The sequence below is a fragment of the Streptomyces sp. NPDC002734 genome, from assembly GCF_040295685.1.
Classification (GTDB): domain Bacteria; phylum Actinomycetota; class Actinomycetes; order Streptomycetales; family Streptomycetaceae; genus Streptomyces.
Genome location: NZ_JBEOVU010000001.1, coordinates 105,330 through 131,372 on the forward strand (window position 1 = coordinate 105,330; position 26,043 = coordinate 131,372).

Here is a 26,043-nt window from a genome sequence, read left to right on the forward strand (position 1 = left end):
AAGGACGGCCCACCCATGCCCGCAGATCTCGCCGTCATCGGACTCGGACCGCTCGGCCTGCCGCTGGCCCAGGCCGCCGTCGCCGCAGGTGTCCGTACGCTCGGCTACCGCTTCGGACCGGACTCCGGTTCCCTGACCGCCGCCGAACTCCGCCGCATGCTGGCCCGCGGCTTCCGCCCCACCACCAGCCCCGACGAGCTCGCCAAGGTCCGCACCGCCGTCATCTGCGCCCCCGTCACCGAGGCCCCCGACGGCGGGCTCGACCTGACGGAGCTGACCACCGCGGCCCGCACCCTGGCCGCCCGGCTGCGCCCGCACACCACCGTGATCCTGGAGTCGCCGGTCCATCCGGGGACCACCGAGGGCCTGCTGCGCCGCCTGCTGGAGGAGGGTTCCGGCCTGGCGGCCGGCCGGGACTTCCACCTCGCCTACTCCCCCAGCCGCGTGGACCCCGGCAGCCGCACCTGGACGCCCGCCAACACCCCGACCGTGGTCGGCGGCCTCACCCCGGCCTGCACCGAGTCCGCCCTCGCCTTCTACTCCCGGATCACCGACCGGGTGGTGCGCGCCCGCGGTCTGCGCGAGGCCGAGACGGTGCAACTGCTCGAGACCAACTTCCGGCACGTCAACATCGCCCTGGTCAACGAGATGGCGGCGCTCTGCCACGACCTGGGCGTCGACCTGTGGGACGTGATCCGCTGCGCCGAGACCAAGCCCTTCGGTTTCCACGCCTTCCGCCCCGGCCCCGGCGTCGGTGGTCACGGCATCCCCCGGGACCTGACCGCGCGGCCCGCCGGCCACGCCGGTCCCGCCCTGCGCATGGTGGACCTCGCCCGGCGGGTCAACGCCGACATGCCCCGGTACGTCGCCCGGCGGGCCGCAGCCCTGCTCAACGAGCACGGCAAGTCCGCCCGCGGCGCACGGGTCCTGCTGCTGGGGGTCACCTACAAGCCCGACCTCGACGACGCGCACCGTTCCCCCGCCGAGGAGATCGCCGTGCACCTGGGCGAGCTGGGCGCACAGGTCGTCTTCCACGACCCCTACGTCGGCGAATGGCGTGTTCACGACCGGCCCGTACCGCGCGCCGACTCGCTCCTGGAGGCCGCGGCCGACGCGGACCTGACCGTCCTCCTCCAGCAGCACCGGGCCTACGACCTGCAGAGTCTCGCGGTGAAGGCCCAGTTGCTGCTGGACACCAGGGGGGCGACGCCGACCGGAGCGGCCCACCGGCTCTGACGGCTGCCGCGGGGCGGGCGGACGACCGGTGGCCGGAATCCCTCGAAGGTGCAGCGGCTCCACTGCTACTCTGCCGAGTCCTCGCACACCCGCTCGTATCCACGGGGGAATGTCATGACTCAGCCAACTCCGCCGCAGCAGCCGGCCCAGAACAACCCGTACGCGGCCGCCCCGGGCGTCCCGCCGCAGGGCCCTCCGCAGGGTGCTCCCCAGGGCGCTCCGTACGGCGCCCCCCAGGGTGCGCCGCAGGCCTACCCCGGCGGCGGCCCCGCGGCGCCGTCCTACACCGCCCCCGCGATTCCCACGCTGCCCTCCGGCGGCAAGCTGGCGCTGGGCGCCGTGGCCGCCCTGGTCACCGGCCTGGTGGCCGCGGTGATCTACGGGATGATCATGGGCAAGGCCGAGGTGGAGGTCGGTTACGCCGCGGTGGGCGTGGGCGCGCTGGTCGGCCTGGTCAGCGGCAAGGTCGCCGGCGGCAACCCGGTGACCGCGATCATCGGCGCGATCGTCTCCCTGGGCGCCGTCTACCTCGGCCAGCTGATCGGCTACTCCGTCAGCGCCGCGGACCAGACGACGCTGCTCGGCGCCAACTTCTTCGAGGTGCTGACCGGGAACTTCGCCATCATCCAGGAGGTCTGGAGCGAGGAGCTCGACCTCCTGACCGTCGCGTTCATCGCCTTCGGTGGCTTCGCCGCGTTCAGCGTCGCCAAGAAGTTCGGCGACGACTGAACCTGCCGGCCGTCACGCACGAGGGCCCGCCCACCGGAATCGACCGGTGGGCGGGCCCTCGTTGCGTGACGCTTGCGGCGGTCAGCGGCGGTGCTGGGAGTCCGCGACCGTCACCTCGACGCGCTGGAACTCCTTGAGCTCGCTGTAGCCCGTCGTGGCCATGGCCCGCTTCAGCGCGCCGAAGAAGTTCATCGACCCGTCCGGCGAGTGCGAGGGACCGGTGAGGATCTCCTCCAGCGTGCCGACGGTGCCGAGGGCGACCTTCTTGCCGCGCGGCAGCTCGGCGTTGACGGCCTCCATGCCCCAGTGGTGGCCGCGGCCCGGCGCGTCGGTGGCGCGCGCCAGCGGGGAGCCGATCATGACGGAGTCCGCGCCGCAGGCGATCGCCTTCGGCAGGTCGCCGGACCAGCCCACGCCGCCGTCCGCGATCACGTGCACGTACCGGCCGCCGGACTCGTCCATGTAGTCCCGGCGCGCCGCCGCCACGTCGGCGACCGCGGTGGCCATCGGCACCTGGATGCCCAGCACGTTGCGCGTGGTGTGCGCGGCGCCGCCGCCGAAGCCGACCAGCACGCCCGCCGCACCGGTGCGCATCAGGTGCAGCGCGGCCGTGTAGGTGGCGCAGCCGCCGACGATGACCGGCACGTCGAGCTCGTAGATGAACTGCTTGAGGTTGAGCGGCTCGTGCGAGGAGGACACGTGCTCCGCCGACACCGTGGTGCCGCGGATCACGAAGATGTCCACGCCGGCGTCCACGACCGTCTTGGAGAACTCGGCGGTGCGCTGCGGGGAGAGCGCCGCGGCGGTCACCACACCGGCGTCACGCATCTCCTTGATGCGCTGCCCGATCAGCTCTTCCCTGATGGGGGCGGCGTAGACCTCCTGGAGGCGGCGGGTGGCCGCCTCGGCGGGCAGCTCGGCGATCTCGTCGAGCAGCGGCTGCGGGTCCTCGTACCGGGTCCACAGGCCCTCGAGGTTGAGGACGCCGAGGCCGCCCATCTCGCCGATGCGGATGGCGGTGGCCGGGGAGACGACCGAGTCCATCGGCGCGGCCAGGAACGGCAGCTCGAAGCGGTAGGCGTCGATCTGCCAGGCGATCGAGACCTCCTGCGGGTCCCGCGTACGGCGGCTCGGGACGACGGCGATGTCGTCGAAGGCGTACGCCCGGCGGCCGCGCTTGCCGCGCCCGATCTCGATCTCAGTCACGTCTGTGGCCTTTCCCTCTGCTTGTCAGGCGTCATCCAGTATCGCCGACGCCCACGAAGAGGGCGGCACCCGCACCCGGCGGGGCCGCCCTCTAGGAACTGTTCAGGTACCGCGGGTCAGATCTGGCCGCTGTAGTTCGGCGCCTCGACCGTCATCTGGATGTCGTGCGGGTGGCTCTCCTTGAGACCGGCCGAGGTGATCCGGACGAACCGGCCCTTGGACTCCATCTCCTCGATGGTCTCCGCGCCCACGTAGCCCATGGTCTGGCGCAGGCCGCCGACGAGCTGGTGCAGCACGTTGGAGAGGGGGCCGCGGTAGGGCACCTGGCCCTCGATGCCCTCGGGCACGAGCTTCTCGTCGGAGCTGACCTCGGCCTGGAAGTAGCGGTCCTTGGAGTAGGACTTGCCCTGGCCGCGGGACTGCATCGCGCCGAGCGAGCCCATGCCGCGGTAGGACTTGAACTGCTTGCCGTTGATGAACTGCAGCTCGCCGGGGGACTCCTCGCAGCCGGCCAGCAGGCTGCCCAGCATGACGCTGTCCGCGCCGGCCGCCAGGGCCTTGCCGATGTCGCCGGAGTACTGCAGGCCGCCGTCGCCGATCACCGGCACACCGGCCGGGCGGGCGGCGAGGGACGCCTCGTAGATGGCGCTGACCTGCGGGACGCCGATGCCGGCGACCACGCGGGTGGTGCAGATGGAACCGGGGCCGACGCCCACCTTCACGCCGTCGGCGCCGGCGTCGATGATCGCCTGCGCGCCGTCGCGGGTGGCGACGTTGCCGCCGATCACGTCCACGTGCACCGCGGACTTGATCTTCGCCATCCAGCTCAGGGCGTTGCTGTTGTGGCCGTGGGAGGTGTCCACGATGAGGAAGTCGACGCCCGCGGCGGCCAGCGCCTGGGCGCGCTCCAGCGCCTCGGGGCTCGCGCCGACGGCGGCGCCGACGAGCAGCCGGCCCTCCGCGTCCTTGGCGGCGTGGGGGTACTGCTCGGCCTTGACGAAGTCCTTGACCGTGATGAGGCCCTTGAGGACGCCTTCACCGTCGACCAGGGGAAGCTTCTCGATCTTGTGTCGGCGCAGCAGGTCGATGGCGTCGGTGCCGGAGATGCCGACCGTGCCGGTGACCAGCGGCATCGGCGTCATGACCTCGTGCACCTTGCGGGTGCGGTCGGACTCGAACGCCATGTCGCGGTTGGTCACGATGCCGAGCAGCTTGCCCGCCGGGTCGGTGACCGGGACGCCGCTGATGCGGAACTTGGCGCACAGCGCGTCGGCCTCGGCGAGGGTGGCCTCCGGGTGCACGGTGATCGGGTCGGTCACCATGCCGGACTCGGAGCGCTTCACGAGGTCGACCTGGTTGACCTGGTCCTCGATCGACAGGTTGCGGTGCAGCACGCCGACGCCGCCCTGGCGGGCCATCGCGATGGCCATCCGGGACTCGGTGACCTTGTCCATCGCCGCGGACAGCAGCGGGATGTTCACCTTGATGTTCCGGGAGATCCGGGTGGAGGTGTCGACCGCGTTGGGGAGGACGTCCGACGCTCCCGGTAGCAGCAACACGTCGTCGTAGGTCAGCCCGAGCGTCGCGAATTTGGCGGGCACTCCGTCGACGTTTGCAGTCATGACACCTTCCCCATGGCCTTGATCGGTGCGGATGTCCATGCTAACGGGATCCGGAGCCCCGGCATTCCACCATTCGTGGGCGCGGCGGGTGACGGGGCGGCCTCGCGTTCGGTTACGTCGGGTGAGCGGGCGACCGGCCGGCGCGCGCGAGGACGCCTCGCACCGGGCAGGATCGGCACCGTGGCCGGAAAGCGCCGCCACGGCCGTCGCAGGCGGTGACCGTCACTGCTCGGCGAGCGCCCGCAGACGGCTCAGCGCACGGTGCTGGGCGACCCGGACGGCACCGGGTGACATTCCCAACATCTGGCCGGTTTCCTCCGCCGTCAGGCCGACGGCGATGCGGAGCAGCAGCAGTTCGCGCTGGTTCTCCGGGAGGTTGGCCAGCAGTTTCTTGGCCCATTCGGCGTCGCTGCTGAGCAGCGCGCGCTCCTCGGGACCGAGGGAGTCGTCGGGCCGCTCGGGCATCTCGTCCGACGGCACCGCCGTGGACCCGGGGTGGCGCATCGCGGCCCGCTGCAGGTCGGCGACCTTGTGGGCGGCGATGGCGCAGACGAAGGCCTCGAAGGGCCGGCCGGTGTCCCGGTAGCGCGGCAGCGCCAGCAGCACCGCGACGCAGACCTCCTGCGCCAGGTCCTCCACGAAGTGGCGGGCGTCGCCGGGGAGCCGGGACAGCCTGGTGCGGCAGTAGCGCAGGGCCAGCGGGTGCACCCGCGCCAGCAGGTCGTGCGTCGCCTGTTCGTCCCCGTCGACGGCACGATGGACGAGAGCACCGATCACCGTCGTCTCGTCGTCGCGCATCGCTCCATGGTGCACCGGAGCCCGCGAGGCGGGTCCGCCGCGGCCCTGGTTGTGCACCGAAGCGTTATGAGCAGGTGCGCCGGCACTCATCCGCTGCGCCCTCCCCTTCCGCTCGACCGACTCGTCCCCGAGAACTCCACATCTCAAGGATGCGGCATCCGCGGCGAAACGAGCATCGGGCACCCGTCAGGAGGTTCTGCAGTCTCCGTCACAGGTGCGGCAGGCGGGGTCCGCCGGAGAAATCTCCGGCACCCCGCCCTGACGCAGTCATCGAGGCGACCCACCGGCGGGTCCTACCGGACCAGACCCCACCGGAAGCCGAGTGCCACGGCATGGGCCCGGTCCGAGGCGCCGAGCTTCTTGAAGAGCCGGCGGGCATGGGTCTTGACCGTGTCCTCGGACAGGAACAGCTCGCGGCCGATCTCGGCGTTGGAGCGTCCGTGGCTCATGCCCTCGAGGACCTGGATCTCGCGCGCCGTGAGCGTGGGCGCGGCGCCCATCTCGGCGGAACGGAGCCGGCGCGGGGCCAGCCGCCAGGTCGGGTCGGCCAGGGCCTGCGTCACCGTGGCGCGCAGTTCGGCCCGGGAGGCGTCCTTGTGCAGGTAGCCGCGGGCGCCGGCGGCGACGGCGAGCGCCACGCCGTCCAGGTCCTCGGCGACCGTCAGCATGATGATGCGGGCCCCGGGGTCGGCGGAGAGGAGGCGGCGGACCGTCTCGACACCGCCCAGGCCGGGCATGCGGACGTCCATGAGGATGAGGTCCGAGCGGTCGGCACCCCAGCGGCGGAGGACTTCCTCGCCGTTGGCCGCCGTCGTCACGCGCTCGACGCCGGGCACGGTCGCGACCGCGCGGCGGAGCGCCTCTCGGGCAAGCGGGGAGTCGTCACAGACGAGGACGGAAGTCATGACCGCCCTCCGCAGCTGATGCGCGTCACCTTGAGCCTCCAGGCTGGTACGAAATCGTCACCTGTGCGGTCGATCCTTCGTGGGCCTCTCGGATCATCCACCCGAGCGCTTGTTCCGTCGACCGCCTCGCCCTCTCAACGACGGTCACTCGAAAGAGTTACGGGGAGAAAGGCCGCCTTCAGCACTCTACGTGAGGGGGTCATCACCTCTCGGTCACACACAGCATGCACACAAGTTTTCCTCAGACCGTCTGACCTGATTGGACCCATTTCTTCCGTTTTGCGGGTGTCTGTGACTAGATTCGCAATGAGTCATATTTTCATCTCCTTAGATCGTTCGTAGATCTTCATTGATCGCGGGTACGCGGTCGCCGAACCGGCAACCAGCACCAAGGGGACACGTCATGGCTGATTTCTCCCGCCTTCCCGGTCCTAACGCGGACCTCTGGGACTGGCAGCTCCACGCCGCCTGCCGCGGGGTCGACAGTTCGCTCTTCTTCCATCCGGAGGGCGAACGCGGGGCGGCGCGCAGCGCCCGTGAGAACTCGGCCAAGGAGGTGTGCATGCGGTGCCCGGTCCGGGCGGAGTGCGCGGCGCACGCCCTGGCGGTCCGTGAGCCCTACGGGGTCTGGGGCGGCCTCACCGAGGACGAACGCGAGGAGCTGATGGGGCGGGCACGCCACCGTCTGGTGCCGGTGCCGGACCGCGGGGGCCACGCGGCGCACGGCGGCCACGGCATGGGGCCCGACGGCGACGGGGAGGGCATCGACCGGCGGGGCACGGTCGCCGGTCACGAGTGAAACGTTTCTGCGACTCGGGTGCGGCCGCTGCGCGGTGCGGGTGCGCCCCCGGGCTCAGCCCCGGGCGGCCGCCGCGCGCTCCAGCTGGCGGAGGGTCGCCGCCACGGCCGGGACGTGCTCCAGGTCGGCGAGGGTGAGGGCGACGACCTCGCGCCGCACCGCCGGTTCGACGCGGACCTCCCGCACGCCCCGCCCCCGCACCGCCTCCACCGCCAGCCTCGGCAGCACCGCCACCCCGAGCCCGGCGCCGACCAGTCCGACCACCGCCGGGTAGTCGTCCGTCGCGAAGTCGATCCGCGGCGTGAAGCCCGCCTGGGCGCACACCTCCACCAGCTGCCCCCGGCACCGGGGGCAGCCCGCGATCCACGGCTCCCCGGCCAGCTCGCCGATGCCGACGGACTCGGCGGCCGCCAGGGGGTGCCCCTCGGGCACCAGACCCACCAGGCGGTCGCTCAGCAGCGGCCGCACCACCAGGTCGTCCCACTCCTCCGACTCGGACCGCGTTCCCCGGCCGGTTCCCGTTCGCGTCCGGGTGCCGTCGGCTCCCGTGCCCGTTCCCTCCGTGCCCGGCTCCGAGGGCTCCCCCGCCCTGCCGTACCGGAAGGCCAGCGCCACGTCGCAGTCGCCCGCGCGGAGCATCTCCACCGAACGCGGCGGCTCCGCCTCCTCCAGCGACACCTGGGTGCCGGGGTGCTCGGCCCGCAGCGCGGCCAGCGCCGTCGGCACCAGGGTGGAGCTTCCGCTGGGGAACGACACCAGCCGCACCCGCCCGGCCCGCAGCCCGGCGATCGCGGCGACCTCCTCCTCCGCGGCGGTCAGGCCCGCGAGGATGCCCGCCGCGTGGCGGACCAGCGCCTCGCCCGCCTGGGTGAGGCGCATGCCCCGTCCGGCGCGGACGATCAGCGGCGTGCCCGCCGAGGACTCCAGGGCCTTCATCTGCTGGCTCACGGCCGGCTGGGTGCAGCCCAGCTCCCGCGCCGCGGCGGAGAAGGAACCGGTGGCGGCGACGGCACGCAGGACACGGAGATGACGAGCTTCGATCACCCTTCCGAGCATAAGTCAGCCTTGGGGGTCCTCGGGAGAAACTGCCTGCCGCTTTGGGCACGGCGGCGCTACCGTGGCCGCTTATGAAGGTCCTCTCGATCAACCTCGGCTCCGCCTCCGCCGTCCCCTACACGGGGCAGCGCGACGGCCTCACCGGCATCGACAAGCGGCCGGTCGACGGCCCCGTCCGGATCTCCGCCCCCGGCCCCAAAGGAACCGGGGCGAGCGGGCTGGCCGGCGACGCCATCTGCGAACTGCGCCACCACGGCGGCGACGACCAGGCGGTCTACGCCTTCGCCCGCGAGGACCTGGACGAGTGGGAGCGCGAGCTCGGGCGCCCGCTGCGCAACGGGGTCTTCGGCGAGAACCTCACCGTCTCCGGCCTCGACGTCTCCGGAGCGCGCCTCGGCGAGCGGTGGCGCGTCGGCCCGGACGTCGTCCTCCAGGTCACCTCGCCCCGTATCCCCTGCGGCACCTTCCAGGGCCACATGGGCGAGCCGCAATGGGTGAAACGCTTCACCGCGAAGGGAGTGCCCGGCGCCTATTTCCGGGTGATCGCCCCCGGCGAGATCCGCGCCGGCGACGCCGTGGAGATCGTCCGCCGGCCGGACCACGAGGTGACGATCGCCCTGTGCTTCCGCGCCCTGACCCTCGAGCGCACCCTGCTGCCCCGCCTGCTGGAGGCGGGTGAGGACCTGCCCGAGGAGGAGCGCGCGGCCGTCCACAAGTACACGGCGCGGCAGTCCTCCTGACCCGCGTTCCCCACCGGCCGCCCCGCCTCCCGCACGCGTCACCGCCTGCATAACCTGACCCCATGACTACGGCTCTGATCACAGGTTCGACGGCCGGCCTCGGGGCCGCCTTCGCACGACGGCTGGCGGCCCGCGGGCACAACCTGGTGCTGGTGGCCAGGGACACCGAGCGGCTGCGCACGCAGGCGACCGAACTCCACGACCGGCACGGCATCGAGGCCGAGGTGCTCACCGCGGACCTGGCCACCGACGAGGGCATCGACGCCGTGGCCGTCCGCCTCGCCGACCGGCGCCACCCGGTGGACCTGCTGGTCAACAACGCGGGCTTCGGCAACAAGGGCCGCTACCTGGAGGTCCCGGTCGCCGACGAGCTGCGGATGCTCAAGGTGCACTGCGAGGCCGTGCTGCGGCTGACCACGGCGGCGGTCGAGGGGATGCGCGAGCGCGGACGGGGCGGTGTGATCAACGTGGCCTCGGTCGCGGCCTTCGTTCCGCGCGGCACCTACGGCGCGTCCAAGGCCTGGGTCGTCCAGTTCACCCAGGGCGCGGCCCGCGACCTGGCCGCCGACGGCGTCCGGCTGACGGCGCTGTGCCCGGGGTTCGTGCGCACCGAGTTCCACGAGCGGGCCGGCATGGGCACCGGCAACATCCCGGGCTGGATGTGGCTGGACGCCGACAAGGTCGTCACCGCGGCCCTGGACGACTTCGCCCGCGGCCGGACCGTCTCCATCCCGGACCCCCGCTACAAGGCCCTGCTCGGCCTGACCAAGCTGGTGCCGCGCAACCTGCTCGGCGGCGTCTCCTCCTCGGCGGGCCGCAAGTACGGCCCCGGCCGCTGAGGCCCCGGCCGCTGAGGCGCCGTCCGGAGCGGGCGGTCCCTCACGGAGGGCGGCCCCGCGACGGGGCCGGTTAGGCTACGGGCAGCCGGGGCAGTTCCGATTCCGGTGGGCGTCATGACCCAGCCGTGTTGCAGCCCACCACTCACCGATGGGGATCCCCATGGCCAACCGACGCAACGACATGCTCGGCGTCGGCGGACAGCGCAAGAAGCTGTCCCGTTCCGACCAGCAGGCCTCCGTCACCGCGAGCTCGAACAGCCGGCAGACGGCCGCCGAGCAGAAGCGTGAACTGCTGCGCAAGATGCGCGAGCGCACGCAGCCGGGGCAGGGCACGCAGCAGTGACGCGCTGACACGTGTGGGGCCGCCTCCTTCTTCGGGAAGGAGGCGGCCCCACGTGTTTCCCCGCCGCACCGCCGCGCGGCCGCGTCCGCGGGTCCGTCCTCAGGACGTCAGGTCGAGCAGTCCCGCCGCGGTCGCCCGGAAGCCGCAGGCGTCGAAGTAGAACGTCCGCAGCGGCTCCTCGAAGTCGACGTGGAGCCACCCGCACCCCGCGCCCCTGGCCTCGTCGGCCGCCCTGCGGACCACGGCGGCGCCGATGCCTTCGCCCTGGCGGTCCGGGGCCACGGCCGTGTCCAGCAGGAAGGCGTGCGTGCCGCCGTCCCAGGCGACGTTGACGAACCCCACCAGGGTCCCGCCGTCGCGGGCGCAGACCCAGCCGAGACTGTGCCGCCGCAGCTGCTCCGTCCATCCGCTCTCCCCCGGCGGACGGCCGAACGCCGCGGCGTGCAACGCCTCCAGCTCCGCCTCCCCGACCTCACCGCGCCACTCGTACGTGATCGTCATGCGGGGAGGCTAGGCCCTCAGCCGCAGCAGCCGCCGCCGTTCTCGGCCGGGCTCGCGCTCGCCTCCGGGCTCGCGCTCGCCTCGGGGCGCCTGCCGAGCGCGACGACCTGCGGGGCCTGGACGACGGAGGAGGCCGGGGAGCAGCAGCCGCTGTCCGCGGACGCCGTGGACTCGGCGGCGGGGGTGTCGAAGAGGCCCGCGCCGCCGCAGACACCGGTCTCGGGGAGGACCAGTTCGACGCGGTCGGCGGACTCGGTGTCACCGGCCAGCGCGGCGACCACCGAGCGGACCTGCTCGTACCCGGTGAGCGCCAGGAACGTCGGGGCGCGGCCGTAGGACTTGGCTCCGACCATGTAGAAGTCCCGCTCGGGGTGGCCGAGTTCGCGGTGTCCGTGCGGGTAGACCGTGCCGCAGGAGTGCTGGTTGGGGTCGATCAGCGGGGCCAGCTCGACGGGGGCCTGGAGCCGTTCGTCGAGGCCGAGGCGGATCTCGGAGAGGAACGACAGGTCGGGGCGGAGCCCGGTCAGGACGATCACCTCGTCGACGGGGTCGAGGCGGCGGCCGTCCTCGGCGGTGAGCACGAGGCGCCCGTCGCCGTCGCGCTCGACGGAGGCGGTGCGGAAGCCGGTGACGGCGGAGGCGTGGCCCTGCTCCACGGCGGCCTTGGCGGCGAGGCCGAGGGCGCCGCGGGCGGGGAGCTGGTCCGCGGTGCCGCCGCCGAAGGTGGAGCCGGAGATGCCGCGGCGCAGGATCCAGGTGGCGTGCGTGCCGGAGCCGTCCTCGGCCCTGGCCAGCTCGGCGAGGGCGGCCAGGGCGGTGAACGCCGAGGCCCCGGAGCCGATCACGGCGGTGCGGCGGCCCGCGTACCGGGCGCGCGCGGCGGGGTCGTTCAGGTCGGGCACGCGGTAGGCGACGTGGTCCGCGGCGGCCTTCTCCCCCAGGGCGGGCAGACCGTCGCCGCCGGCCGGGCCCGGCAGGGTCCAGCTGCCGGAGGCGTCGATCACCGCGGCGGCCAGAAGCCGCTCCTCGCCGCCGTCTGCGTGGGTGACGTGCACGGTGAACGGCTGGTCCTCGCGCTCGGCGTCGACCACCCGGTCCCGGCCGACGCGGGAGACGCCGGTGACGGTGGCTCCGTAGCGGACCGTCTCGCCGAGGGCGTCGGCCAGCGGCCGCAGGTACCGCTCGGCCCAGTCGCCGCCGGTGGGGTAGGTGGTGGGGTCCGGGCGGGTCCAGCCGGTGGGGGCGAGGAGCTTCTCGGCCTCGGCGTCGACCAGTTCGCTCCAGGTGGAGAAGAGCCGCACGTGGGCCCACTCCCGCACCGCCGCCCCGGCGGCCTCCCCCGCCTCCAGCACGAGCGGGGTGAGTCCGCGCCCGGTGAGGTGCGCGGCGGCGGCCAGGCCGACGGGGCCGGCTCCGATGACGACGACGGGAAGCTGCTGCTCGGTCATGACGACTCCAGGTCCTGCGGGGCGGGCGGTGGGTGACGGAACGTGCGTGAGCGGGCGACGCGGGCCGGTCAGTGGAATCTCAGCGCGAGCGTCATGGCGCGTTCCCGGGCCGCCTCCGCGCGGCACGACCGGGTGCAGACCTCGCCGGTGCGCTCCGAGTAGCTGACCTGGACCAGGTCCGCGGCGGTGCGGCGCACACGCGCGGCGGCAAGAGCGGTACGCAGGGAAGACATGCCGAGCACTCCTCATATCGACGGACATCGATCTCTTGACAAGCCCAGCATGGCAGAGTGATTCGACGAACGTCAACATAGACGTTCATCGAATCCGCACGGCTGGCGCGACCGGCCGAAAAACCGGAGGAATCCGCAGCCGAGGCCGTGCCACCATGCGGCCATGACCTCGACCCGAGAGGGCGATGCCGCGTAGGCCGCCCGGCGCCGTCCGCGCCCGCACCTGGCCCGCCTCCGTCCGGACCCGCCCCTTCAGCCGCGTCCCCGGCCTGCGGAGGGACGCCGAGACCGCCGTCCGGCGCCTCGAAGCGCGGAGGTTCTCACCCAGCTTCCTCGCCGAGGCGCTGCTGACCTACGAGACCTTCCTGCGCCGCCCCGGCCGGTGGCTCTACGTACCCCCGGGCGACTGCCCGTGCTGCGACCCCGTCCAGGCACGGGACGACATGGAGTCCCTCCTCCACGCCCTGCCGTCCGGCCCGCGCCGCCAACTGGCCCGCATCGTCGCCGCACTCGACGCCGAGTTCGAACGCCGCACCCTCCCGGACCCCGCCGCCGCCCACCGCCGGCCGCTCCCCGCCTCCCCCCGCCCCTGGTGGCACCTCCGCCTACAGGGCCCGTAACCTCCGAGGCGAGGCGAGCCCCCGCCCATGCCCCGTCGGCAGGGGATCAGGCGCACTCCTGGGAGTGAATCAGCGACAGGAAAGCTCCACAGACTCGGCCATATTCACCGAACGCGTCCAAGGCGCTACGCAGTGTGCAGTAGCGTCGTCTCGTCAACCTGCCCCAGGGCGGGTCCGGTTGGCACACACAAAATGGCCCCCGGGACGGGCGCAACCGTCCACGAGGGCCTGAACCACGACGGGAAAAGGGCCTCCCACAGTGATCTGCCGCAACTTTATCGCGCCCACGCGCGCGTTCACCCAGCTCGCCAACGAGATCATCCGGCACCCACGGCTGTCCTCGGACGCGGCCCGCGTCCTGACCTGGCAGCTCTCCCTCCCGCCCGGGGCGACGGAGACGCTGTCGGAGACCGCGAAACGTGCCCGTATCGGCGGGTCGGCCTTCACCACCGCCAAGCGTCAGCTCATCGCCGAGGGTTACGTCCACGAGCGGCGCGCGCAGATCGAGCGCGGGCGCTGGGCCACCCGGCAGCTCGTCTCCAGCGTGCCGCTACGGGCGGCCGAGGCGGACAAGTTCCTCGCCGCCCTGCCGACGCAGGGGAGGGACACCATTCACCGGGTGTCGCCGCAGGTGGCGCCGAGTGGCCGCCCTCCGGCCGCCGGTGGGCCGACCACCCCGCTGTCCGACGGTCCTTCCCTCCGCAATACGAATGAGTTGGGCAACACTTCCCACCATCCGGGGGCGGCACCGGACGCGGACGACAGCACAGCCGCCGACGCAGGGGCGGAGACGGCGGCGAACGCAACCGCAGGCGCCGAGGCCGAGGCTGCCGCTGAGGCAGACGGAGGAACGGACGTGGCGAGCGGGCCCGCTGCGGACCCCCATGCCTCGGCAGCCCCGGGACAGGACCCCGCACCGGGCCCCGATCCCGGTTCCGCACCCGCACCCGCACCCGCACCCGAGCCCGAGCCCGAGCCGGAGCCCAAGCCCGAGCCGGAGCCGGAGCCCGATCTGGACGGAGGAGGCGCCACCGAACCCTCCGAGGAGACGCTGGACCAGGCCTGGGCTGTCGTCGCAGCCTTCCCGATGCTCGATCCGGAGCTCCGCGGCATCCCCCGCGCCATGCGCCCGGAGCTGACCCGGCTCACCGCCCGCTGGCTGGCCGCGGGCCACACCCCCGGCGACATCCGCACCCACATCCTGCGCGGCCTGCCCACCAACGGCGCACCCGTACTCAGGCCCGGCGGCCTCCTGCGCTACCTGCTCACCGAGGTGCCGCCGCTCCCCGCCTCCCGCACGGGCGGTCGGCTGCCCGAGACGCCCCCGAAGTCCTGGCCCCTCCGGGAGTGCGAGAGCCCTCGCCACGACTCCCCCGTGATGTTCCGGCCCGTCGAGGGCGAATCCCTCTGCCCGGGCTGCCTCGGCTCGATGTCGGAAGGGCCCGGGATCTGACGTCGGCGGCCCTGGTGCTCGTCGGCAGTCGTCGTCGCCCACCGGGCGGTAGCGCTCCGGGACCGAAACAGCTGGATGAAGCAAGCAACTGCGTGAAAGACGCGATCACTTTCAGGATCGCGGTCGAGGAGGACCTGGTGGGCAAGCGGGACCGTCGCCGCAAGCGTGAGCAGGCCGTGAAGGAGTCAGGGAAGGGGCCGGGGAAGGAGTCGTCACCGCTGGTGCTCGAGTTCCCCTCGGGCGCACCCCGGATCCGGGTCGTCATCGCCGCCGGGCAGCCACCGCTCGCACAGCAGTACGCCAAGCTGTACTGGGAGCTGGCCGCGGACGGCACCTGGAGCCGCACCGTCGCGAGCATCGGTGACCAGCAGGACGTGGCCGCCGTCGCCACCGGAGGGTCACACGCTCTCCTCCTCAAGGCCCTGTGCACGAGGTGCGCCAAGCCGATCCGCGTCGCCAACCGCTCCTGGGCGGTCAAGGTCGCCGGCAAGTTCCTGGACCGTCCCAACACCAGGTACCTCTGCCCGGAGTGCGGCGAGGTCCAGCGGCAGGAGCAACAGCAGGAGAAGCAGCGCCGGCTCGAGGCCGCGAGGGCCGAGCGGGAACGCCGGAGGAAGCGGGAGGAGGAAGAGGGCGCCCTGATCACCGAGGTCCTCGCCCTGGAAGCCGCCAAGGAACCCACCGCCGGCCGCGTCCCCTACGAGAGCCCGTCGGCGCTCGCCCTGTACCTCGCCATGGCCGACCGGGTCGCGTGCCGGCCGGGCGAGTCCTTGCCCGGTCTCACCGACCTGGGGGCAGCCGGTTGGTCCGGGAACCTTCCTCTCGACGAGGCGGCCCTCCTGGACCTGTACGACGCACAGCTCGTGGCTCTCGCCGCCGACACGCCCCACAAGGCGTTCGTCCGCACGCCGGAGGACGACGACTCCCTCAGCTTCCACCCCGCGGACGTCCGGTGGCGTCTGTTGGGGGACGAGACATGCAGGACCTCCACCGCTCGATCCATCCGCCGCTACTTCCTCACCAGGCCCGGGCCGGAGGCCCATGAGGCACGCCAGAAGCTGGCCCAGTCCGTCGAGGCGATGGAGATCGCCGACGTCATCCGCTATCTCGACGGTCTACTGACGAACAACTACCGCTATCCCGAGGTGCCCGAGGCGCGTCGACAGCAGCTCGCCGACATCGTGGCCAAGGGCTTCACGGCGGGATACTCGGCAGGCCAGATGATCTGCTTCGCCTGGAGAGCCGCGGACACCGCGGCCGGCTGGAAGGAACGGAAGTCACTGGGAGCGCCGGAGGCGTCGGCGGCCACGGTGACCATCCTGAACAGCAAGATCGACCAGGCGCTCGAAGCCGGCTGGGTCGTCCCCGAGTACGCGCCGCCTCGCTGGCACCAGCAGCCGCTCGCGCTCGGCACGTTCCGTGAACTGGCCGCCGCGGTCGACCGTGTCCGGGACCGGGCGGTCATCGACGCCTGCGAACAGTGCGACCACCTCGGACTGCGGGACACGGAGGCAGGCCCCCTGACCCGATGCGAGCACCCTCTCGACATCCCACGGCAGCCCGAGGCTCCTGACACATCTGCTGACCACCAGACCTGAAGACACCCCGTGTCACATCTCTGGCGCCCGCTCCGGCAGTTTCGGGTCATTGAGGCAGTCGGCCTGACGGACCGCCACCCGCGCAGCGTCCAGCAACAGGTCGAAACGGGGAGTCGGATTGGCGTCCTTGTCGAGGTGATCCGTCATCGTGAATGCAATCGGGACCCGATTTATCTGCGCATCCCAGGCGCCCTTGACACTGCACCGCACGACGACGGAATTTTCGTTGCCTCGTTCACCTCCGAAATTCCACGCCACCAATTTCACGTCGCCCCCGACAGCAGTGACTTCGCCACCGTTCTCCATGTCTCCGTCTGTCAGCACATCGAAAGGAAAATCCCCGGGGCCGGCCTTGATGCTGACCAGTCTGCCGGGATTCACCCGCCCCTCGGGAACCAATCGACACACCGTGGGCGGAAATCGGAAGGTGACATCTGCGTCGGTTTGCGGAGACCACGCGCGAGCACCGCTGCGGAACACCCGCACGGCTTCCTTGATCGGCTGCACTTCGCGGCCCGTCTCAGTGACGCGGGCAGTCTCCCTAACCTTCGAGCCGAAGGTCCGCTCAACCCACTCGACGCCTGCGGCACCGATGAGCCCACGACAGTAGCCCGGGGACTGCTTTCCACGGCTCGGCGTTGCCTCGGCATCATCATGATCTGGTGCGTCGCAGGCAGTCAGGCAGGCGACCAACCCGATCGCCAAGACCGAAGCAAGCCTGGCCGAACCCGCTTTCCACATCCCGGGAGGACCTCACTTGTCCACGTCGTCGGTGTCTGTCACTGCCCTGCCCCTGTTGTACGCAGCCTCCATACCGGGCTGCAATTTTCGTATCTCCGCCTCGGACATGCCGGCCTGTATCAGATACTCCCGCAGGGGAGCCGACGCATTCATCGATCCGGCGGCCCTGGCGTGGTCAAGGGATTCGATGGCCTCATGGGAGTTCTTGTATTCGTTCTCCTTCAGCCAATACACCGATCAACGCCCCGGCACCGTATTCGACCCAAGCCGCCTGCTTCTCCAGCGCCAGGTTCCTCTTGTCGGCTTCGTCCTTGTACTGACCAGCAATGGCCTCCATGCGGGCCCCTGCCAGCCACCCGGCCGGCCCTCCGCCTCGCGACTGGCCGACCCCAGCGACGTCACACGTCCGGGGCCCGCTCCGGCAGCTTCGGATCATTGAGGCAGCCGGCCTGCTCGACGACCACCCGTGCGGCGTCCAGCAGCAGGTCGAAGCGAGGAGTAGCCCCGAGGTCCCGCTTGAGGCCGTCCTCCAGGGTGCCTTCCAGGGGCACCCTTGTCTCTTGGCCGTACATGGAGCCCTCGACACGGCACTCCACGAAGACGGAATGCTCGTTCGGTTCGTCCGGGCCCATCTCCCAAGACACCAGCTTGACGTCGTCACCGGCATCAGTGACCACGCCGCCACCCTCCAACTCCCCCTCGGCCAGCTTTTCCAACGGAGTGGCCCCTGCTCCGAACTCCAAGGAGAACACCTCGCCGCCGACGTCGCGCCCGCTGTGCACGAGTCGGCACACCCTCTTCAAAGGACTCCACCCATAACCGTTTTCGTCCGTCTCGGGCGTCCAGCTCTTCGCCTCCTGCTGGAACCGCCGTACGGCCTTGGATTCCCCCTGCACCCCGCGCCCTGACTCGGCGATCGGGGACCCGTAGCTCTTCTCGACCCATTCGACACCGTTGGCGCCGATGAGTCGACGGCAGTGCTCCACCGGTCGCCCCACGGGTGATTCCGACTTTCCGGCCCGGGCGTCGTTGGTGCCCGCGTCGCATGCCGTGAGCGATCCGATCAGGGACATGACCACCAACGCACCGAACCCGTACGCACCGACTCGTACCCTCTGCATCACTTCTCCGCGTTGTCGGTATCCGTCAAGGCCCGTCCGTCGTTGTACGCCCTCTCCATCTCCTTGGTCGCCGCGCGCGTCTCCCTCTCCGTCAGACCGTGCTGCTCCATGTACTCCCTCACCGGCGCTGTTGCGTTGTTCGATCCAGCAACCCTGGCCTCGTCGAGGGACTTGATGGACGCTGCATCGTTCTTGTACTCGTTCTCTTCGAGCCAATCCATCATGTGGTTGCCGACCACCGTCTCCACGGCACTGCCCACAGTGTCAGCGACGATCGGAACGGCGACCGCCCCGACGCCGGCCGTGGGCGCAGTCACCAGACCAGTGCCGACACCCACCAGGGCTCCGGCGCCGAACTCGACCCAGGCAGCCTGCTTCTCCAACTCCTTGTTGCGCTTCGTCTCCTCGTCGGAGAATTCGCTCGCGATGGCCTCCAGCCGGGCCTCGTCGATCAGGCCGTGCATCCTGACGCTCTGGCCACCTGCATGGAGGGCATCTTCCTGGTTGTCACTGTGGGCCGCGATGAGACTGGTGCCATAAATTTGCTGCGCCTGTGAGAGCGTCTGGTGGGCTCCTTCATCCGCTGCGACGTTCCGCAGAAAGGCGATGGTGTCACCCTCCCCGAAGTCACGCAGGTACGCCTCGTTCTTGCCGTAGAAGCCGTCTCGGTTGCCGGCATCGCCCATGCTGCCCCAGTCGGCCATGGTGTAGTTGATGCTGTCCATGTGGCCGGCGGCCACCCGAGCCAAGCTGCCCTCGATGCCTTGTTGCTTCTCGAGCAATTCGGGATCGGCGTAGGCCCCCACAACATCCATTGCCAGCGCCGTCCGTTCGCTTCTGGTGGTGATCTGATCGAGCGTCTCCACCGGCGGGATTACGGGTTCCTTTGAGTCGTACGCATATCCCAGGGTCGCCGACTCCAACGCGTGGCCCAGGTTGTCGAATCCGTCGGTGTCCTCGGGCCACTTCCGACCGTGCTCCTCGTTGCCGACGAGGTACTCGAAGTTGCTGATGCGTTTGTCGCCCTCGCCGGTCTCCTGGTTGAGGAAGTCGAGTGAGGCCTCGGGGTTGTGGCCGAGGGCCTCGAGGAAGCCGGCCATCGGGTCGTTGGGGTTCTTGCCGTTGTCGGGGTAGTTGAGAGTCGCGCCACTGGACCAGGGTTCGCCGGACCCTCGCAATTTCTCGCGCTCGTGCGTGACGAGAGCCGTGCCGTAGTCGTGGAGGAAAGCGCTCTCGAAGCGGCCCTTCTGCATCAGGCTGCTCATCACCTGGAAGCCGGTGGTGACGGCCGGCGGATCGCCCGAAACATACCTGGGACCCGCGGTGATCAAGTCCTTCTTCCACTGCTCGACCGCCGGGCTGTCCCCGTACGAGGCGTTGGCCAGAGACATGCTGAGGTTGTCCTGGATCTTCGCCAGGAGCTTGGGACGGTCCTCGTCGGCGGGTCCGTCGTTACTGGCAATCTCCAGCCACATCTGCAGCGTCTGGTCGGCGCCGATGCCGGTGAAGAAGGTCTCGGTGAAGGCCGGGTTGTCACGGTGAAGGACGAGTGACCGGTTGAACGCCTCGAGTTCGGCGTCGTTCCACCGCTTGTAGTCGCCGGAGAGGATGTCTTTCTTCCACTTCTCGGCCTGCTCGCGTCCCTGCCGCATGTCGGCTTCCTTGAGGCTGCCCGCGCCCGCGCCGGAGAAGTCGTGCTGGTCCTTCATGATGGCGCGCAGCGCGTCCCGTGCGATCCGGTCCGCCTCGGTTGCTTCCCACAGAATGCGGGTGATCCGCGCTTTCGCGGCCTCAAGGCTTTCCTGCGACACCTTGGCTGTGCCCAGGTGCTCCTTGGGAGGCCCCTTCGGGCCGCTGTTCACGATCGTGCCGTCACCTAGAACGAGGATGTGTTGCCCTCGGAGTTCGCTGATCGCCGTCTCCAGGCTCTCCTTGTGCTTCGCCATCTGCGATGCGAGATCGCTCAGGATGCCGAGAACGTCCTTCGCCTCCGCGGCCGCGTCCTCGAACTGCTTGGCCGTCTTCGTGACGAACTCACGGGAGACGGTGGCGTTGACACCCTCCCAGTCGGCGGCCTTCGCCTTGCTCTCCAGGTCCCGGGCGCTGACGTCGCCGCTGCCGCCCGTGGCGAGCTTGTTCAGCTTGTCGGCCATGACCCGCCAGTTGGTCACGGCCTCGTTGAGAGTGCCGAGGCGGAGGTGTCTGAGTTCCTCCACCGTCAACGTCGCAATGTCCGCCATGTTCCGTCCCCCGTGCGTGGCGTGTTACTTCATGTAGTCGGAGATCTTCGACACCGACAGCAGATCGGCGCCCGAGGCTCCCACCCCTGCTCCAGCCGCCTCGTCGTCCCCGGCGTGCTGCGCGCTGGTGAAGCTCAGGTGGTTACGGATGTGGGAGCACGCGTCCAGCAGGACGTGCAGCTTGGTGCTCCACACTTCGGCCAGCCTCAGCACCTGGTGCCCGGAGTCGAGGCCGTCGTTGGAGAGGCTGGTGCCGGCGGAGAAGGTGGCGGGACGTGCGTGGTCCCCGTCCACCTGGAGTCGCTGCCGCAGGTCGTCGGCGAGCGCCCCGAGGGCGCGCAACTGCTGGTGCTGAACCTTCAGATCAGCGCCGTCACCGCCACCCTGGTAGGCATGCTGGTTGAGCCTCATCCCGCCCGACGTGGAGGAGGACGCGGCCGCCTCCCCCTTCAACTGTTCCCACTCTTCCCAAGCCATGTCCCCCGCGCCTTCCGTGGTGTTCCTCGTGAAGCGACTGGAACCAGTCGTACCAAGGAACTATCGGGACGGTCGGCGGTCAGGAACGGAACTGGCCGGAACTGTGCGGCGGGGCCGGCCCCGGCCCCCTCAGCCGTCCGGCTGAAGGCGCTGGCAGAGAGCTGTACACGGATCACCTGTGCGGCTGGGGCCCGCTGTCGGACATGGCGTGACTGCGACGGGTGGGGCCCCGGTCCGGGCTGGTCTGGGAAGGAGCACGTCATCGTGCGGTGGGGAGCCAGAGCCCGACACCCTGGACGCAGCACAGCTCTGCCACACGCCGAGGCCCGGCGTCCCGCGGGGAGCGGGAGGCCGGGCCTCGGTGGGAGAGCGGGGTGGCTCAGTGGGAGTGGCCGTGGCTGTGGCCGTGACCCGCCGGGGCCTCCTCCTCTTCCTTCTTCTCGACGACCAGGGTCTCGGTCGTGAGGAGGAGGGAGGCGATGGAGGCGGCGTTCTCCAGGGCGGAGCGGGTGACCTTGACCGGGTCGATGACGCCGGACTTCACCAGGTCGCCGTACTCGCCGGTGGCGGCGTTGTAGCCCTGGCCCTTGTCCATCTCCTGGACCTTGGAGACGATCACGTAGCCCTCGAGGCCCGCGTTCTCGGCGATCCAGCGCAGCGGCTCGACGACCGCGCGGCGGACGACGGAGACACCGGTGGCCTCGTCGCCGGACTTGTCGAGGTTGCCCTCGAGGACCTTGGCGGCGTGGACCAGCGCGGAGCCACCACCGGAGACGATGCCCTCCTCGACCGCGGCGCGGGTCGCGGAGATGGCGTCCTCCAGACGGTGCTTCTTCTCCTTCAGCTCCACCTCGGTGGCGGCGCCGACCTTGATCACGCACACGCCGCCGGCCAGCTTGGCGAGGCGCTCCTGGAGCTTCTCGCGGTCCCAGTCGGAGTCCGTGGACTCGATCTCGGCCTTGATCTGGGCGACGCGGCCCTGGACGTCCTCGGAGGAGCCGGCGCCGTCGACGACGGTGGTGTCGTCCTTGGTGACGGTCACGCGGCGCGCGGAACCGAGCACCTCGAGGCCGACCTGGTCGAGCTTGAGGCCGACCTCCTCGGCGATGACCTGGGCGCCCGTGAGGACGGCCATGTCCTGGAGCATCGCCTTGCGGCGGTCGCCGAAGCCCGGGGCCTTGACCGCGACGGCGTTGAACGTGCCGCGGATCTTGTTGACGACCAGGGTCGACAGGGCCTCGCCCTCGACGTCCTCGGCGATGATCAGCAGCGGACGCGAGGCGTTCGACTGGATGATCTTCTCGAGCAGCGGCAGGAGGTCCTGGATGGAGGAGATCTTGCCCTGGTTGATGAGGATGTACGGGTCCTCGAGGACGGCCTCCATGCGCTCCTGGTCCGTCACGAAGTACGGGGACAGGTAGCCCTTGTCGAAGGCCATGCCCTCGGTGAAGTCCAGCTCCAGACCGAAGGTGTTGGACTCCTCGACGGTGATGACACCGTCCTTGCCGACCTTGTCCATCGCCTCGGCGATGAGCTCGCCGACCTGCTTGTCCTGGGCGGACAGCGCGGCGACGGCGGCGATGTCGGACTTCTCCTCGATCGGGCGGGCGGTCGCGAGGAGGTCCTCGGACACGGCCTTCACCGCGGCGTCGATGCCCTTCTTCAGGGCGGCCGGGGAGGCGCCGGCGGCGACGTTGCGCAGACCCTCGCGGACCAGGGCCTGGGCGAGCACGGTCGCGGTGGTCGTGCCGTCACCGGCGATGTCGTTGGTCTTGGTCGCGACCTCCTTCACCAGCTGGGCGCCGAGGTTCTCGTACGGGTCCTCGATCTCCACCTCGCGGGCGATGGTGACGCCGTCGTTGGTGATGGTCGGGGCGCCGAACTTCTTGTCGATGACGACGTTGCGGCCCTTCGGACCGATCGTCACCTTGACCGTGTCGGCCAGCTTGTTGACGCCGCGCTCGAGGGCGCGACGGGCGTCCTCGTCGAACTTCAGGATCTTCGCCATGGGAGCGGTTCAGCCCTCTCGGGAGAATGCGGTGTATCGCCGTCTGTCGGAGCAATACGAAGTCTTGAAAAAGCGAACTGCGCCCCGGCGCCCGGCTTATGGCGCGGGAGTCCGGGGCGCAGCTCGATGCTTCTTGGAGAAGCGGGCTTCGGCGGAAGCGAGCATCTGTCGAGCAGGCTTCGGCGAAGCGGGGTGAACTACTTCTCGATGACCGCGAGGACGTCGCGGGACGAGAGGACGAGGTACTCCTCGCCGTTGTACTTCACCTCGGTGCCGCCGTACTTGCTGTAGAGCACGATGTCGCCGACCTTGACGTCGAGCGGCAGGCGCTCGCCGTTCTCGAAGCGACCCGGGCCCACGGCCAGGATGACGCCCTCCTGGGGCTTCTCCTTGGCGGTGTCCGGAATGACCAGGCCAGAGGCCGTGGTCTGCTCGGCGTCGAGCGGCTGGACCACGATGCGGTCCTCGAGCGGCTTGATGGCAACCTTGGAGCTGGCGGTCGTCACGATCCGACCTCCCCCTTCGGAGATCTCACGGGGTTAACTGTCTGAGGTGGCGACCAGGTCGATCCGTCGTCGCGGGTGCCGGACCTGCCCGTCGCTGTGTTGGCACTCACCAGGGGCGAGTGCCAAGGCTGAGACTATGACCGGGGTTAGCACTCGGTCAAGCGGAGTGCCAATTTCTCGGCGGGTTGCGTGAAGTCCCGCGCCCGTCGCGCTCTCACCCGGCGGCTCGCGAGGCCCCTCCGGCCCCGGGGTGGGGACCGCTCGGCGGCCCCGGGCAGGGACAATGGGGCGGTGAGTGAGACCGCTGATCCGTCGGCCGCGTTCGCGGCGCTGTTGACCACCGAGGGCCGTGCCCTGCTGGACGAGGTGCGGGACGTGACGCCCGGCGAGGAGCTGGCCGTGGCCACCCGGCTGCGGCGGGACCACTCCCCCGGACTGGTGTCGTCCGCCCTGTCCCAGGCCCGGCTGCGCAACCGCGCCGCCGCGAAGTTCGGCGCGGACGACGCGCGGCGGATGTTCTTCACCCCGCACGGCGTCGAGCAGTCCACCCGCGCCTCGGTCGCCGCGCACCGGGCCGCACGGTTCGCCGGGCTCGGCGTGCGGTCCGTCGCCGACCTGTGCTGCGGGATCGGCGGCGACGCGATCGCGCTGGCACGGGCCGGCGTCCGCGTCCTGGCCGTCGACCGCGACCCGCTGACCGCCGCCGTCGCCCGGGCCAACGCGGAGGCGCTGGGCCTGGCCGACCTGATCGAGGTGCGGGAGGCCGACGTCACCGAGATCGACACCGCCCCGTACGACGCCGTCTTCGTGGACCCGGCGCGCCGCGGCGGCCGGGGCCGGATCTTCGACCCGGAGGCCTACTCCCCGCCGCTGTCCTGGGCGGTCGGGGCCGCCCGCGGCGCCTCGCGGGCCGCCGCGCTGAAGGTGGCCCCCGGCATCCCGCACGAGGCGGTGCCCGAGGACGCCGAGGCGGAGTGGATCTCGGACGGCGGTGACGTCAAGGAGGCGGTCCTCTGGTTCGGCGAGGCGGCCCGTCCGGGCGCGGTGTGCGCCACGCTGCTGCCCGGTCCGCGCCGGCTGCTCGGCCGGGGGCTGCCCGACCCGGAGGTCCGGCCGGTCGGCCGGTACCTGTACGAGCCGGACGGTGCGGTGATCCGCGCGCACCTGGTCGCCGAGGTCGCCGAGGAGGTCGGCGGCGGGCTGATCGACGAGACCATCGCCTTCGTCACCGCCGACGAGCCGCGGCCCACCGCGTACGCCACCGGGTACGAGATCACCGACACGCTGCCCTTCAACGTCAAGAAGCTGAAGGCGCTGCTGCGGGAACGGCAGGTCGGCACGCTCACCGTGAAGAAGCGGGGGTCGGCGGTCGAGCCGGAGGAACTGCGCCGCAAGGCGCTTCCCAAGCCGCAGGGGCGGAACGCGGTGACGGTCTTCCTGACCCGCGTCGCGGGCGCTCCGACGATGCTCCTGGGGCACCCGCTTCCGCGCTGAGACCTGTCGCCGGGTGGCACGCGCCCCGGCGGGGTCATGCGGGCACCGCGACGGGCCCGGTCCCAGGGCCCGGTGACCGGGCCCTGAGGGAACGTCACTGCACCGGCACATCCCGGCGGGGCGACGACTGGACCGGGGGCGAGGCCGGCGTCGAGGCCGGCGTCGGTGCAGACGTCGGTGTCGGTGTCGGGTCCGGGAACGGCTCCGCGCCCGGGAGCAGCGAGGCCCACAAGGCGCCCGCCTCCGGCTCGTCCGGGACCAGCCGGTTGCGGTCGCTGGGGGCGGGGACCACCGGGAGGGTCACCGTGCGGACAGCCTCCGGGGTGAGGTCGCGCAACGTGCGGGCGAAGGCGGCCAGTTCGGCCAGCGAGTCCAGCCCGGTGTCCGCGGTGAGCCCGGAGGTCGCCGCGTCCGCCACCTGGTACAGCCGCACCGGGTCGGTCAGCAGGTCCGCCTCGGCGACCTGCTCGAGCAGCGCCGTCACCAGCTTCTGCTGAAGGCCTATGCGGCCCAGGTCGCCGCCGTCGCCGATGCCGTGGCGGGTGCGGGCCAGCGCCAGGGCGTCCTCCCCGTACAGGCGTTGGACGCCGGCGTCGACGGTGAGGTGGCTCTTGTCGTCGTCGATGGGCTGCTCCAGCTCCACCGTCACGCCGCCCAGCGCGTCCACCAGATCCGCGAAACCCGCGAAGTCGATCTCCAGGTAGTGGTGCACCGGCACACCGGACATGGCTTCCACCGTCTTGACCGCGCAGACCGGACCGCCCACCGCGTAGGCGCTGTTGAACATCACGCCCTGCGCGACGGCCGTGGTGCCGCCGTCCGGCAGCGGACAGGCCGGGCGGGTCACCAGGGTGTCGCGCGGGACGGAGACCACCGTCGCCGAGGCCCGCCCCTCGTCCAGGTGCACCACCATCGCGGTGTCCGAGCGGGCGCCGCCCGGAGGCCCGCCGCCCAGACGGCGGTTCTCCTCGCCGTCGCGCGAATCGGTGCCCAGCACCAGGATGTTCAGCGCCCCGCCCGCCCCCTCACCGGCCGCGGCGGACGCCGACGGCCCGCCGGACCCCACCGGCATGCCGACCGGCGCGTGCGGCCGCTCGTCCCCCAGCGCGGCGTCGAGATCGACGCTGCGGATGTTGTCGTTCAGATGCCGGTAGACCCAGCCGCCCCCCACGGCGCCGAGCACCAGCACTCCCCCGAGCGTGTATCCCACGGCCCTCTTCCAGCGCCTGCGCGGCACCTGGACGGCGGCCCCCCGGCCACGCTCCCCGTTCCCCTCGTTGTCATTCACGGGCAGAACATAAGTCCGAACCCCGCCAGGACGGAATTCACG

General features: G+C 71.2%; 25 protein-coding genes and 1 pseudogene. 10 read left to right on the forward strand and 16 right to left on the reverse strand.

Annotation, left to right across the window (positions count from 1 at the left end; translation table 11 throughout):
* Positions 1–15: 15 nt before the first annotated feature.
* Together ABT026_RS00405 and ABT026_RS00410 are read left to right on the forward strand one after the other, a co-directional pair.
* Positions 16–1,236: a nucleotide sugar dehydrogenase gene (locus tag ABT026_RS00405; RefSeq protein ID WP_351110588.1), complete on the forward strand. Its 1,221-nt coding sequence runs from the start codon at positions 16–18 to the stop codon at positions 1,234–1,236.
* A 114-nt stretch (positions 1,237–1,350) separates the two neighbouring features.
* Complete coding sequence (locus ABT026_RS00410; RefSeq protein ID WP_351110590.1) at positions 1,351–1,965, forward strand: hypothetical protein; 615 nt, start codon at positions 1,351–1,353, stop codon at positions 1,963–1,965.
* A gap of 81 nt (positions 1,966–2,046) precedes the next feature.
* Here ABT026_RS00410 and ABT026_RS00415 read toward each other — a convergent pair whose 3' ends face one another.
* From ABT026_RS00415 to ABT026_RS00430, 4 genes are all read right to left on the reverse strand, one after another.
* Positions 2,047–3,171 carry a GuaB3 family IMP dehydrogenase-related protein gene (locus tag ABT026_RS00415; RefSeq protein WP_351110592.1) on the reverse strand — a complete coding sequence of 375 codons (1,125 nt, stop codon included), beginning with the start codon at positions 3,169–3,171 and terminating at the stop codon, positions 2,047–2,049.
* A 116-nt stretch (positions 3,172–3,287) separates the two neighbouring features.
* Positions 3,288–4,793, reverse strand: a complete 1,506-nt coding sequence (gene guaB / locus ABT026_RS00420) for an IMP dehydrogenase (protein ID WP_351110594.1) — start codon at positions 4,791–4,793, stop codon at positions 3,288–3,290.
* Positions 4,794–5,015: 222 nt separating this feature from the next.
* Positions 5,016–5,591 (reverse strand): sigma-70 family RNA polymerase sigma factor, encoded by a 576-nt coding sequence (locus ABT026_RS00425; RefSeq protein ID WP_108954763.1) that lies wholly within the window; start codon positions 5,589–5,591, stop codon positions 5,016–5,018.
* Positions 5,592–5,884: 293 nt separating this feature from the next.
* A complete protein-coding gene (locus ABT026_RS00430) occupies positions 5,885–6,496 on the reverse strand; it encodes a response regulator transcription factor (protein ID WP_003948568.1) in 612 nt (203 codons plus the stop codon).
* A 403-nt stretch (positions 6,497–6,899) separates the two neighbouring features.
* Here ABT026_RS00430 and ABT026_RS00435 point away from each other — a divergent pair.
* Positions 6,900–7,217, forward strand: a pseudogene (locus ABT026_RS00435) (WhiB family transcriptional regulator); the annotation flags it as partial.
* Between the two features lie 132 nt (positions 7,218–7,349).
* Here ABT026_RS00435 and ABT026_RS00440 read toward each other — a convergent pair.
* Positions 7,350–8,339: a LysR family transcriptional regulator gene (locus ABT026_RS00440; RefSeq protein ID WP_351110596.1), complete on the reverse strand. Its 990-nt coding sequence runs from the start codon at positions 8,337–8,339 to the stop codon at positions 7,350–7,352.
* An 83-nt stretch (positions 8,340–8,422) separates the two neighbouring features.
* Here ABT026_RS00440 and ABT026_RS00445 point away from each other — a divergent pair, with 83 nt between their 5' ends.
* The 3 genes from ABT026_RS00445 to ABT026_RS00455 all read left to right on the forward strand — a co-directional run bounded on the left by ABT026_RS00445 (position 8,423) and on the right by ABT026_RS00455 (position 10,273).
* On the forward strand, positions 8,423–9,091 hold the full coding sequence (locus ABT026_RS00445; protein ID WP_351110598.1) for an MOSC domain-containing protein: 669 nt from the start codon (positions 8,423–8,425) through the stop codon (positions 9,089–9,091).
* Between the two features lie 62 nt (positions 9,092–9,153).
* A complete protein-coding gene (locus tag ABT026_RS00450) occupies positions 9,154–9,930 on the forward strand; it encodes an SDR family NAD(P)-dependent oxidoreductase (RefSeq protein ID WP_351110600.1) in 777 nt (258 codons plus the stop codon).
* 160 nt (positions 9,931–10,090) lie between these two features.
* Positions 10,091–10,273, forward strand: a complete 183-nt coding sequence (locus ABT026_RS00455) for a DUF6243 family protein (RefSeq protein ID WP_351110602.1) — start codon at positions 10,091–10,093, stop codon at positions 10,271–10,273.
* 99 nt (positions 10,274–10,372) lie between these two features.
* Here the strand turns inward: ABT026_RS00455 and ABT026_RS00460 are convergent, their stop codons facing one another.
* The 3 genes from ABT026_RS00460 to ABT026_RS00470 all read right to left on the reverse strand — a co-directional run bounded on the left by ABT026_RS00460 (position 10,373) and on the right by ABT026_RS00470 (position 12,455).
* Positions 10,373–10,774 (reverse strand): GNAT family N-acetyltransferase, encoded by a 402-nt coding sequence (locus ABT026_RS00460; protein WP_351110604.1) that lies wholly within the window; start codon positions 10,772–10,774, stop codon positions 10,373–10,375.
* A gap of 17 nt (positions 10,775–10,791) precedes the next feature.
* Positions 10,792–12,222: an NAD(P)-binding domain-containing protein gene (locus ABT026_RS00465; protein WP_351110606.1), complete on the reverse strand. Its 1,431-nt coding sequence runs from the start codon at positions 12,220–12,222 to the stop codon at positions 10,792–10,794.
* Positions 12,223–12,290: 68 nt separating this feature from the next.
* Entirely contained in the window at positions 12,291–12,455 is a 165-nt protein-coding gene (locus ABT026_RS00470) for a hypothetical protein (RefSeq protein ID WP_351110608.1), read from the reverse strand.
* 185 nt (positions 12,456–12,640) lie between these two features.
* Between ABT026_RS00470 and ABT026_RS00475 the strand changes: the two genes are divergently transcribed.
* The 3 genes from ABT026_RS00475 to ABT026_RS00485 all read left to right on the forward strand — a co-directional run bounded on the left by ABT026_RS00475 (position 12,641) and on the right by ABT026_RS00485 (position 16,126).
* The gene (locus ABT026_RS00475) at positions 12,641–13,075 is read left to right on the forward strand and encodes a hypothetical protein (protein WP_351110610.1); all 435 of its coding nucleotides are present in this window, start codon (positions 12,641–12,643) and stop codon (positions 13,073–13,075) included.
* 259 nt (positions 13,076–13,334) lie between these two features.
* Positions 13,335–14,528, forward strand: a complete 1,194-nt coding sequence (locus ABT026_RS00480; protein WP_351110612.1) for a hypothetical protein — start codon at positions 13,335–13,337, stop codon at positions 14,526–14,528.
* Between the two features lie 92 nt (positions 14,529–14,620).
* The gene (locus ABT026_RS00485) at positions 14,621–16,126 is read left to right on the forward strand and encodes a hypothetical protein (RefSeq protein ID WP_351110614.1); all 1,506 of its coding nucleotides are present in this window, start codon (positions 14,621–14,623) and stop codon (positions 16,124–16,126) included.
* Positions 16,127–16,138: 12 nt separating this feature from the next.
* On the opposite strand, the gene ABT026_RS00490 is transcribed toward ABT026_RS00485, so the two are convergent.
* From ABT026_RS00490 to groES, 7 genes are all read right to left on the reverse strand, one after another.
* Positions 16,139–16,831, reverse strand: coding sequence for a hypothetical protein (locus ABT026_RS00490; RefSeq protein ID WP_351110616.1), 693 nt, complete (start codon positions 16,829–16,831; stop codon positions 16,139–16,141).
* A 229-nt stretch (positions 16,832–17,060) separates the two neighbouring features.
* The gene (locus ABT026_RS00495) at positions 17,061–17,204 is read right to left on the reverse strand and encodes a hypothetical protein (RefSeq protein ID WP_351110618.1); all 144 of its coding nucleotides are present in this window, start codon (positions 17,202–17,204) and stop codon (positions 17,061–17,063) included.
* Positions 17,205–17,265: 61 nt separating this feature from the next.
* Positions 17,266–17,940, reverse strand: a complete 675-nt coding sequence (locus ABT026_RS00500) for a hypothetical protein (RefSeq protein ID WP_351110620.1) — start codon at positions 17,938–17,940, stop codon at positions 17,266–17,268.
* Positions 17,941–17,987: 47 nt separating this feature from the next.
* Complete coding sequence (locus ABT026_RS00505) at positions 17,988–20,228, reverse strand: DUF6571 family protein (RefSeq protein WP_351110622.1); 2,241 nt, start codon at positions 20,226–20,228, stop codon at positions 17,988–17,990.
* Positions 20,229–20,252: 24 nt separating this feature from the next.
* Positions 20,253–20,705 (reverse strand): hypothetical protein, encoded by a 453-nt coding sequence (locus ABT026_RS00510; RefSeq protein WP_351110623.1) that lies wholly within the window; start codon positions 20,703–20,705, stop codon positions 20,253–20,255.
* Positions 20,706–21,084: 379 nt separating this feature from the next.
* Positions 21,085–22,713, reverse strand: a complete 1,629-nt coding sequence (gene groL / locus ABT026_RS00515) for a chaperonin GroEL (protein ID WP_351110625.1) — start codon at positions 22,711–22,713, stop codon at positions 21,085–21,087.
* 197 nt (positions 22,714–22,910) lie between these two features.
* On the reverse strand, positions 22,911–23,219 hold the full coding sequence (gene groES, locus ABT026_RS00520) for a co-chaperone GroES (RefSeq protein ID WP_031477499.1): 309 nt from the start codon (positions 23,217–23,219) through the stop codon (positions 22,911–22,913).
* A gap of 291 nt (positions 23,220–23,510) precedes the next feature.
* On the opposite strand from groES, the gene ABT026_RS00525 reads away from it, so the two are divergent.
* Positions 23,511–24,713: a class I SAM-dependent methyltransferase gene (locus ABT026_RS00525; RefSeq protein WP_351110627.1), complete on the forward strand. Its 1,203-nt coding sequence runs from the start codon at positions 23,511–23,513 to the stop codon at positions 24,711–24,713.
* 94 nt (positions 24,714–24,807) lie between these two features.
* Here the strand turns inward: ABT026_RS00525 and ABT026_RS00530 are convergent, their stop codons facing one another.
* A complete protein-coding gene (locus tag ABT026_RS00530) occupies positions 24,808–26,001 on the reverse strand; it encodes an LCP family protein (RefSeq protein ID WP_502967868.1) in 1,194 nt (397 codons plus the stop codon).
* Positions 26,002–26,043: the final 42 nt, after the last annotated feature.